Origin of the sequence: Thermococcus sp., from assembly GCF_015521605.1 — an archaeon.
Lineage (GTDB): Archaea > Methanobacteriota_B > Thermococci > Thermococcales > Thermococcaceae > Thermococcus.
The window spans coordinates 47,746-57,936 of sequence record NZ_WANV01000002.1 but is presented as its reverse complement, the minus strand read 5'-3'; the positions used below and the strand labels follow the sequence as shown (position 1 = coordinate 57,936).

At 53.0% G+C, this 10,191-nt stretch carries 8 protein-coding genes, 2 tRNA genes and 1 CRISPR repeat array; of the genes, 4 read left to right on the top strand and 6 right to left on the bottom strand.

Annotated features, from left to right (window positions below):
• Nucleotides 1-49: 49 nt before the first annotated feature.
• A CRISPR array of direct repeats spans nt 50-2,553; the repeat unit is 29 nt; unit sequence GTTGCAATAAGACTCTAGGAGAATTGAAA.
• A 21-nt stretch (nt 2,554-2,574) separates the two neighbouring features.
• The 3 genes from F7C11_RS00625 to F7C11_RS00615 form a co-directional block, all read right to left on the bottom strand.
• Nucleotides 2,575-3,507, bottom strand: a complete 933-nt coding sequence (locus F7C11_RS00625) for a hypothetical protein (protein ID WP_297089935.1) — start codon at nt 3,505-3,507, stop codon at nt 2,575-2,577.
• A gap of 91 nt (nt 3,508-3,598) precedes the next feature.
• Nucleotides 3,599-3,799 carry a hypothetical protein gene (locus F7C11_RS00620; protein WP_297089917.1) on the bottom strand — a complete coding sequence of 67 codons (201 nt, stop codon included), beginning with the start codon at nt 3,797-3,799 and terminating at the stop codon, nt 3,599-3,601.
• 32 nt (nt 3,800-3,831) lie between these two features.
• Nucleotides 3,832-4,512, bottom strand: coding sequence for a thioredoxin family protein (locus F7C11_RS00615; protein ID WP_297089915.1), 681 nt, complete (start codon nt 4,510-4,512; stop codon nt 3,832-3,834).
• 131 nt (nt 4,513-4,643) lie between these two features.
• Between F7C11_RS00615 and F7C11_RS00610 the strand changes: the two genes are divergently transcribed.
• From F7C11_RS00610 to F7C11_RS00600, 3 genes are read left to right on the top strand one after another with little or no spacing between them, the layout of a single operon-like run.
• Nucleotides 4,644-5,336, top strand: a complete 693-nt coding sequence (locus F7C11_RS00610) for a transcriptional regulator (RefSeq protein ID WP_297089912.1) — start codon at nt 4,644-4,646, stop codon at nt 5,334-5,336.
• Nucleotide 5,337: 1 nt separating this feature from the next.
• Nucleotides 5,338-5,541, top strand: coding sequence for a DUF362 domain-containing protein (locus F7C11_RS00605; protein WP_297089910.1), 204 nt, complete (start codon nt 5,338-5,340; stop codon nt 5,539-5,541).
• A gap of 5 nt (nt 5,542-5,546) precedes the next feature.
• Complete coding sequence (locus F7C11_RS00600) at nt 5,547-6,728, top strand: NAD(P)/FAD-dependent oxidoreductase (protein WP_297089933.1); 1,182 nt, start codon at nt 5,547-5,549, stop codon at nt 6,726-6,728.
• Here the strand turns inward: F7C11_RS00600 and topA are convergent, their stop codons facing one another.
• Nucleotides 6,729-8,882, bottom strand: a complete 2,154-nt coding sequence (topA, locus tag F7C11_RS00595; protein ID WP_297089908.1) for a DNA topoisomerase I — start codon at nt 8,880-8,882, stop codon at nt 6,729-6,731.
• A gap of 144 nt (nt 8,883-9,026) precedes the next feature.
• Between topA and F7C11_RS00590 the strand changes: the two genes are divergently transcribed.
• Nucleotides 9,027-9,104: transfer RNA gene (locus F7C11_RS00590), tRNA-Pro, on the top strand.
• Nucleotides 9,105-9,457: 353 nt separating this feature from the next.
• Here the strand turns inward: F7C11_RS00590 and F7C11_RS00585 are convergent.
• A tRNA-Thr gene (locus F7C11_RS00585) sits at nt 9,458-9,534 on the bottom strand.
• A gap of 41 nt (nt 9,535-9,575) precedes the next feature.
• Nucleotides 9,576-10,160, bottom strand: coding sequence for an RNA ligase partner protein (locus F7C11_RS00580; RefSeq protein WP_297089932.1), 585 nt, complete (start codon nt 10,158-10,160; stop codon nt 9,576-9,578).
• Between the last annotated feature and the right edge of the window lie 31 nt (nt 10,161-10,191).

Here is a 10,191-nt window from a genome sequence, read left to right as displayed (position 1 = left end):
GAGAATTGAAACGGTAAACCGGGGAGAGGGCCCAAAGCCTTCCCCCGGGGTTGCAATAAGACTCTAGGAGAATTGAAACGAGTTCGTTGCGAAGCTCGGTGACCTCAAGGCTAAGGTTGCAATAAGACTCTAGGAGAATTGAAACTTTACATCAACTATCTTCTTTATGTTCTCAACCACTTTGTTGCAATAAGACTGTAGGAGAATTGAAACACGGCTGGGGTGCGGGTGATTTAAACACACGCAGGGTTGCAATAAGACTCTAGGAGAATTGAAACTCGGATACCTGAGAGGCTCCAGCTCCGAGGAATAGTTGCAATAAGACTCTAGGAGAATTGAAACCTTGGAAAGGCAGGTGGACAATAGGTATCTTGGGGGGTAGTTGCAATAAGACTCTAGGAGAATTGAAACCTATACCCGGTAAAAGTTTGGTCGAGGAGCGAGGGCGTTGCAATAAGACTCTAGGAGAATTGAAACTAGACAACTGCCGAAAAGCAACCCCCAGCCAGGAGCCGGTTGCAATAAGACTCTAGGAGAATTGAAACAAAAGCCCGCCCGGACTTTCTGCTTCCCCGCCTCCCAGTTGCAATAAGACTCTAGGAGAATTGAAACCCTTAAGCCGTATAAATCCCGCGTCGGTCACTTGGTAGGTTGCAATAAGACTCTAGGAGAATTGAAACTAGTAGTGGCCGAAATGCCCGAAGAAGCTTTGGAACGTTGCAATAAGACTCTAGGAGAATTGAAACAAAATCAGCGTTAGCAAAGTGGCCGAAGGCGTCATAAGTTGCAATAAGACTCTAGGAGAATTGAAACGGACGTGGGCGTAAGGTATAATGCCGGTGCACGCGGGTTGCAATAAGACTCTAGGAGAATTGAAACTGAGGCCTGCCGCTATCAGTAGGGCGGCTCCTGTGAGGTTGCAATAAGACTCTAGGAGAATTGAAACCTTTGCCTTCTCGACCTCTCCGATGGGGGCTCCCTGGGTTGCAATAAGACTCTAGGAGAATTGAAACTCCGTACGGGCGAAGACGTACATTGACGCCGCCAGGGCGTTGCAATAAGACTCTAGGAGAATTGAAACTGATGTCTTGAGAGGCCCCTATTAAGTCCAAAGTATAAGTTGCAATAAGACTCTAGGAGAATTGAAACACGGTCTCGCGATCTACGTCGGTGCCCTGGCAATGGTGTTGCAATAAGACTCTAGGAGAATTGAAACTGTTTTACGGTCGTACACTCTAGCATTGAATCCATCGTTGCAATAAGACTCTAGGAGAATTGAAACTTATCTTATTGCGATATTCGCAGCAGCATGGGCAGGTTGCAATAAGACTCTAGGAGAATTGAAACAAATGCGCCCGCTGGCAAAAGACCTCTTTATACAGTGTTGCAATAAGACTCTAGGAGAATTGAAACGTGTTCACCCTGATGGGCATCGAGCACCTTGGCGGCCGTTGCAATAAGACTCTAGGAGAATTGAAACGCAACATCAGCGACATCTACACACTCCCTGTCTTCGGTTGCAATAAGACTCTAGGAGAATTGAAACGAACATCTCGATCGGAAAGGGCATCCCCGACTGGACGTTGCAATAAGACTCTAGGAGAATTGAAACCGCGTGCCCGTGCCCGTACCAGTCAAAGCTCACCGGCGTTGCAATAAGACTCTAGGAGAATTGAAACGATGAGCCCCGCGAAGCGCGCTCAGCTCCTCGCTGATGTTGCAATAAGACTCTAGGAGAATTGAAACAGATTCTTGAAAAGAAAGCACCTCTCAAGGAGGCTTCGGTTGCAATAAGACTCTAGGAGAATTGAAACCCACGCTCCCCACCCTTTAGAACCTCCACCTCAAGCAGTTGCAATAAGACTCTAGGAGAATTGAAACCAAAAGCCTTAGAGAGAAAACAATTCGCCCAACTCTAGTTGCAATAAGACTCTAGGAGAATTGAAAGAGTTCTTCCGGGTCAGTGAGGACTTCGCGGATGATGTGTTGCAATAAGACTCTAGGAGAATTGAAAGCTGAAACTATCACTGTTGATGTGCAGAATGATACGGCTGGTTGCAATAAGACTCTAGGAGAATTGAAAGGACTGGTATGGTCGTGTTATCGTCCCTCTTTATGTTGGTTGCAATAAGACTCTAGGAGAATTGAAAGGGTTCAGCGTTACTGAGCCTGCTATAATCCAAACAAAGTTGCAATAAGACTCTAGGAGAATTGAAAGACAGCCCTGTTATACCTGCGTCCTCAAGGGCCTCGCCGTTGCAATAAGACTCTAGGAGAATTGAAAGTTAGCGAGCTGACCCAGGAGAACGCGAGGCTAAAATCGTTGCAATAAGACTCTAGGAGAATTGAAAGTTAGGCACTTCTTTTAGCTTCCTGACTGGTTGTAGCCGTTGCAATAAGACTCTAGGAGAATTGAAAGTTTGGAATTTCTAAAGCCTGTCCGTCGTCCACCGTGCGTTGCAATAAGACTCTAGGAGAATTGAAAGGGGATCTGGAGTCCTGGAGGGAGTCTCATGAGTTCCTCGTTGCAATAAGACTCTAGGAGAATTGAAAGTATAGGGCAAAGAATTGAGACTACCCCTTCTGTGCGAGCTCCATCTCAATAACCCTCTCAAAGACCGCCCGGTGGTTTCCAAAGGCCTCAAACATCCTGTCGGAGTAGTTGCTAGATGCGGTCTCAAGGAACAGCCGCAGGTTCTGGGCTATCTCATCACTTACCGGGACGTGCAGGGGTGCCGGTTCGTAGTAATCAAGCCCCTTCATGAGCGCAGTTGAGAAGTACCACAGGGTCTTTCTGACTTTTCTCCCGCGTATCCGGGAAAAACTGGCCTCCATACAGTTGAAGGCCGCGTGAAGGAGCACTATCATGCCTATCTCAACACCGCGCTCAAGAAGCTTTCTCCTCCGGGAATCCTGTCTGAGGTCTTTTATCCGGTATCCGCTTCTCGTCTGTTCATCGTATGGGATCCTGACGTCATAGATGCCCTCCACCCGGGGGTCATACACGAGAACCTCAGTACCACCAACTATGTAGAGCCCCTCCCCCCTAACCTCAACAACGGTGTTCTCGGTGCTGAGAACGGGAAGACCGCTGGCCATTGCCAGAACCGACATTGTGCTCTTCCCCGTGTGGGGATAACCGACGAAAAGAACTGCCTTGCCGTTCGGGGGAACGACAGCAACGGAGTCCGTTATGAACATCCTCCCTGTTTTGGCACCGGCTCTGGCGGCCGCCTGGAGGATAAAGAAAATCGGTGCCTCGTTTCCGTATGCAGAGGGGACGCGGGACTCTATCTTGTACTCGTCGCGCCCCATGTGGTCGTAAGCCGCACTGAAGACCCTGAACTCTTCACCCTTGAAGCGCTCCACGACAACGTGGACATCACCATCCGGATCGGAGACATCGGGGAGGTAGCGTCGCGCAAAAAGTCCCCTGAAACCCTCCTCAAAGCCATCATCAAGCTCCCCGGTGAAAAGAACGTTAACCCCGCCTACCCTGAGTGCCATCGCTTCACCCACCATAGGCTGGGCCGGGGGATTTATAACTTTTCCGTAAAACAGTGAACGTAAAGGGGCTGTTTTGACATTTTCATGCCCATCAGTTTTCTGCCTCTCCGTGGGTGAGCCTCAGGTATACCCACCACGCCAGAATAAACGCACCGAGGAACATTGCGGCATCCGTCACCATATCCCCCCAGAAAGTCCCGGGGTTGTAAAGCCTGACAGCACCGCGCACCACGTAGCCAAGGGCATAGAAACCAAAGGCCGTGAGCAACGCTGTCGAAAACCTCAGGTTCACGGTGGCCACCTGAGAAAAGGAATTAAGAGCCCTCAGCTGAGGGCCGCGAGGAGCTTCTCCATGAACATCTTCTCCGGGTAGGCGCCCTCGAACTGCACCTTGGCCTCGCCGTCGACCATGATGACGATCTTGGGCACTGCCATGACGCTGTACTGGTCGGCCCACTCCGGGTACTCGATGGCCTCGACCATGTCCCCGAGTATCTTACCCTTGCCTGCCTTCGCGTTTTCGATGGCGAACTTGTGGGCCATCCTGACGGCGAGCGGGCAGTACGGGCAGGTGGGGGTTACGAAGACGAGTATCCTCACATCCCTGTCTATGTTCGCAAGCTCCTCCTTGCTGTCGGGCATGAGGTCGGTGGTGGCGTTGCTGACGTCAACTATATCCTCAAGGAACGCCCCGAACTCGTGGCCGGCGGGAAGGCCGAAGAACCTAACGCCCATATCCTTGCCGTCCTGGGTTATGGTGACGGCCGGGGCGCGGTCGATCCTGTACTGCTCGGCGAGCTTCCTGCCCTCCTCACTGTCGAAGTCGTGGAACTCGAAGGTGAGCTTGTCGCTGAGTTCACTGAGCTCCTGGACCAGCTGTTTGAGCTGGTCGCAGTACTGGCAGTGCTCTTTTCCTATGAATCCGATGATCTTGACCGGGTTCGTCATCTTGGAGAAGAACTCCTCCCTGATGACCTTCTTGTCAGCGTCGCTAATCAATCCCATTCCAAACACCTCCACATAAGGTTTATAACGATTGGATTACAATCTCTCCGTGGGATTCAATTCCGGTTTGCAACCTAAGGTTGAATGTTCACTATATAAGCTTTGCGTCACAGATTTGGGTGGTGTAGGTCATGAGTGAACCCGACATCTTTTACATACTGGGGAACAAGGTGAGGCGCGATCTGCTCAGCCACCTCACCTGTACGGAGTGCTACTTCAGCTTCCTCAGCAGCAAGGTTAGCGTGTCCTCAACGGCGGTGGCGAAGCACCTTAAAATCATGGAGCGCGAGGGCATACTGAAATCCTACGAGAGGGAAGGACCTTTCATAGGGCCCGCCAGGAAGTACTACAACATAGCCATCTCAAGGACTTACGTCACGACGGTGACGCCGAACCTCTTCTGGTACAGGGGGCTCGATCTTGGAGAATTCTCATTCGAGAAGACAGAGATTGACCTGACGCACATACCCCTGGAGCACGAGAGCCTTCTCCAGATGGTCAACTCCTTCCTTGAGCTGACATCGGAGCTTGAAAAGATACTCCAGGCACTTCAGGCGGTGGAAAGCAGACGCGACAGGCTCATGAAGGAGCTCAAGGAGCGCTACCTCCAGGAGATAGGTGACATGACCCAGCTGGCGATACTGCACTACCTCCTGCTGGCCGGCGAGGCCACCATCGAGGACCTGAGCGACAGGCTTAACCTCAAGGAGAGGGAGGTTCTCGTGAAGGCCCAGGAACTGGACAAATTCATACCGTTAATAATAAAAGACGGAGCCATCAAAATCGACGAGGAAAAGCTGAAACAAAAGCTTGGCGGTGTCTAATATGCCGGAGAAAATAAGGGTCGTGGTTAACGAGGACAAGTGCTATCTCTGCGGCGGCTGTGCTGGAGTCTGTCCCACGCTCGCAATAAACGTAAGCGCCTCAAGGTGGGAGTTCTTCCAGGACAAGTGCATCTCCTGCAGGATATGCATCAGTGCCTGTCCAGTGGGTGCTCTCAGCGGTGAACCCCTGGAGGTGGGAGAGTGAACCAGATGAAATACGACGTTGTGGTGGTTGGAGCCGGGATAGCCGGCCCGATAGTCGCGAGAAACGTTGCCAGAGCAGGGTTCTCTGTTCTGCTCATCGATAAGAAGCCCGCCATCGGTACGCCCAAACAGTGTGCCGAAGGAATAAGCATGACCGTGTTCAAAAAGTACGACATACCCTACGACAGGCGCTACATCAACCGCGAGATCTACGGTGCCAAGCTCTACTCCCCCAGCGGGTACGAGCTTGAGCTCCGCTATAAGGAAGCCAGCGGCGTTATTCTCGAAAGGAAAGTCTTCGACAAGATGCTTGCCTACTACGCGGCGAAGGCCGGCGCCGACGTCCTCGCCAGGACAGAGGCGGTTGACGTTATCAAGAAGGACGGCAGAGTGGCTGGAATAAAGGCCAAACACGAGGACGAGCCGGTGGAGATTTACGCAGACATCATAGTCGCCGCTGATGGTGTCGAGAGCAAAATAGCCAGGAAAGCCGGCATAAACACCTACGCTCCCCCACATGAGTTCGACTCAAGCTACGAGTACGAGATGCTCATCGAGGGCTACGACCCGGATCTGATTCACCTCTGGTTCGGCAATGAGATAGCGCCGAGGGGCTACGTCTGGGTCTTCCCGAAGGACGAGGACAGGGCCAACGTCGGCATAGGAATCAACTCTGACAACCCGCAGACGGCCAAGTACTACCTAGACAAGTGGCTGAAGGAGAACAATATCCCCGCCAAGAAGCTCCTTGAGATAAACGTCGGCGTCGTTCCTGTTGGGGGCTTCGTTAAGGAGCTGGCCAAGGAGAACGTGGTAGTGGTAGGGGACGCGGCCAGGCAGGTCAACCCCATGCACGGCGGTGGAATGGCCGAGGCCATGGAGGCAGGCACAATAGCGAGCAAGTGGATCGTAAAAGCGTTAGAAGAGGAGAACCTTGCACTGCTCCAGAACTACACCAAAGAATGGTGGGAGACCGACGGAAAGAGGCTCGAAAAAGTCCTGAAGGTCAGGAAGGTCACGGAGAAGCTCACCGACGAAGACCTCGACCTGTTCATCCAGGTGCTGAACAGTGCCGACGCGGAGAAGATAGCGAGCGGCGACTACGTAGAGGTCATAAAAGCCCTCCTGAAGCACCCAAAGGTCATACTGAGCCCCAGGAGGATAAACCTCCTCAGACAGCTGATTTGATCATTTCTTACCCTTCTTCCACTCCCTGCAGTTCATGTCCAGACAAATTTCGTACTCCCTGCCCTTCTCCCTGATTTTTACGACCGGAGCGCCGCCGCAGCAGGTCTTGTCCGTGGGAATTATCTCGCCCCTCTGGAGGAGCGGGTATGTGACGTTGCACTTGGGCCAGCTGGAACAGCCGACGAATCGCTTACCGGTTCTCCTGTTGTACCTCACCACGAGGTCACCGCCGCACTTGGGGCACTTGCCCACCACGAGGGGGCCCCTCTCGTCTTTATTCACGGCCTTTTTGACGGCCTTCTCCTCTTCCTCACTGAGCTCCTTTACCGCACCGGCTTTTCTGGCGGCGGCTTTTGAGGTAGTTGTGCCTGTTCCGGTCGTCTCCATGAGCATTTTCCCTATGTCGAGTTCCCTCTCCTTGAAGACCTTCAGAATCTTGATGAGCTGGTTCTTGCTCTCCTCGATGACACCTTCTCTGTCGGCCTTTCCGGCCATTATGTCCTCCATCTTCTCCTCGAATGCCTTCGTCAGCTCGACACTGACTATGTCGGGCACGTTCTTCTCCAGCGCCTCAACGACGCGCATGCCTAACGGGGTGACCTTTATCTTCCTCTTGCCTTCGATGTAGCCCCTGCTGTAGAGGGTCTCAAGGATCTGGGCGCGGGTCGCTTTGGTCCCTATGCCGAGGTCTTCCATCTTTTTGATGACGGCGGCTGGGGAATACCTCGCGGGAGGCTTCGTTTTCTTCTTTTCGCGCTTTATCTGGATGACCTTTACCGGCTCGCCCTCCCTAAACGCGGGAAGGATAACCTCGTCGAACTTGACGTACTTGCCGTAGACCTTCAGCCAGCCCTCCTTCACGGTCCTGGCCCCGCTCAGGATGAATCGGTGGGAGTTGGAGTTTATGACAACCTTCATTATTTCCCTGACGGCTGGCTCCATAAAGAGTGCCAAGAAGCGCCTGACGATGAGGTCGTAGAGGTTGGCCTCGTCCTTGGTAAGCTCGCCGGGCTTTGGAAGCTCCCCCGTTGGATAGATGGCCGGGTGAGCGGGGTCGTCCTTCTTTCCCTCGACGGGCTTGAGCCTCTCCTTACCCAGGAGCTCGTGGGCGAAGGGCTTGTACTCGGGTAGCTTCGCCAGGTTCTGGAGGATGGAGCGGAAGTTGAGGTTCTTGGGGAGCTTCTGTGATGAGGTGCGGGGATAGCTCGTGACTCCACGCTCATACAAGCGCTGTGCAATCTCCAAAGTCTTCTTCGGGGAGTATCCAAAGGCGGAGTATGCCTCCCTCTGGAGGGTTCCGAGATCGAAGGGCACGGGCGGATGCCTATTCTGCCGCTTAACCTCAACCTTCTCAACGAAGGCGGGGCCCCTCCTTGCCTCTTCGACGATGCGCTTTGCCTCGTTTTCATCGAGTATGCGCTCCTTTTCATAGACCGCCGTGTACTGCTCCCCGTTTTTCTCAAGGAGCATCTTTATGACCCAGTAGGGTGTCGGCTTAAAGTTCTGAATCTCCTTTTCCCTGTCAACGAGGAACTTGAGGGTCGGCCCCTGAACGCGGCCAGTAGAGAGAACCTGCCATTTGCCGCTGGCGCGCTTTATTGCCGATGTCAGGGCACGGGAAAGGTTCACGCCCCAGTACCAGTCGAGGACGTGGCGCGCTATTCCGGCATCGGCCATTCCGAAGTTTATAGTCGGTTCAAGGTTGTACCAGGCCCTGAGAAGATCTTTTTTGGTGAGTGCAGAGAACTTCATTCTTTTCGCCCGGGACGGGTCAACGCCGCAGGCGTACTTGAGGGCGGTGTAGCCGATGACCTCCCCCTCAGTGTCGTAGTCGCAGGCAACTACGAACTCATCGGCACGCTTGGCGAGGGTAGCGAGGGCTTTTATGTAATCTTTGGCGTAGCCCTTCCCCTTCTCCGCAACATAAACGGGGACCCATTCAATGTCGAAGACGGGATAACCGTAGGTTTTGGTCTTCGGAGCGAGCGAGAAGAGGTGCCCAACCGCTGGAGCCACTATTATCCTCTTCCCGTCGCGGGTGAATTCGTAGTAGGGAACCTTGCCGATGGTCTTTCTAACCGGTTTGCCTTCCGCCAAGGCATAGGCGATTTTTCTCGCAACGTTGGGCTTCTCGGCTATGATGAGCGTGACCATGACGACACCTTGAAGCGATAGGCAGGGGGATTATAAAAAACCTGCGGAGCGAGCCTTTGGAGGACTCACATGAAACACGAACCACTCCTTCTGGCCCCAGCGAAAAGCTTAATAAGGAACCCTTCAATGCACTACCGCGGGCACGGGGCCGTAGGGTAGCCTGGTCCATCCTGCGGGCTTTGGGAGCCCGTGACCCGGGTTCGAATCCCGGCGGCCCCACCACAACGAAAGACAAGGAGGCTCCGCCCCGCAACTCCGTTTTTCTCAAACTACTGAGGGGCTAACGCCCCACACTCCCAGTAACTTTGCTCTGCAAAGTGTAATCAAAGAGTGAACTTTGGCAAAATGCCAGAATGAGTTCGCATGTCTTCTCAAGATTGCAATCTCAGAGCGGATTTTCACTTGGGAAATCAAGTTAAAACGGGTTTCAACTTCTTTTAAACGCCCAGAGGGCGTTGTACTCACAGTGAAACATTGCAGAACCAGCGAGTGAAATAGCAAACCCGTTTAAAACTGAGGATCTTCAAAAACGATATGCAAACTTTGATCAAACTTTTCGCCAGAATAGTTTGTTGTGGAGCCCCGGGCGGGGTTTGAACCCGCGACCTGCCGCTTACCAAGCGGCCGCTCCACCAGGCTGAGCCACCGGGGCGTCGATGATACCATGCAGACCAGCGTTTATAAATTTTTCCCTCACCCCATTTTCTCGACGAGCCCCTCCAGTACCTCCCTGAAGTTGGCCGCGTCGATCCACTTGATACCCATCTTCTGCGCCCAGGTGAGTATGCCGACGTCGGCTGAGACTATAGTTGCATCGAGCTCTTTGGCGAGAAGGATCAGCTCAAAGTCCTCCTTACTGTCAACGATGCCCTCACGGAGCGCCTTCCGGTAGTTCCTCCTGAGCTTCTGGATTATCCTGTCCACATTGTCCGTCTCTATGACGCTCTCGCGAACTGCCTTCTCGGCCACGCGAAGGCCTTTGTCGATGCGCCGCCTTATGTCGTCTATCAGCTCATAGACCACAAAGGCGGGTATTTTGATGTCGTGAACGTTGGGCGGCTTTTTGATTACGTACAGCTCTATTTCGGGGAGGAGTTCCTCCTCATCAACGAAATGCATAACCTCGCGGTAGATGCCAGGGGGCATGTAGAACTCGACCTTCCCAAAGAGCCTCTCGGCATAGCCCAGAAAAGTCCTCATGGCCTCGGTCGGAGAGCCACCAAACCTGTCCCGAATCTCCGGGTTTACGAAGATGCTCGTGTCGAGGACGAACCGCATTGCCACGCTACCACCACAAGCTTATTTAAGC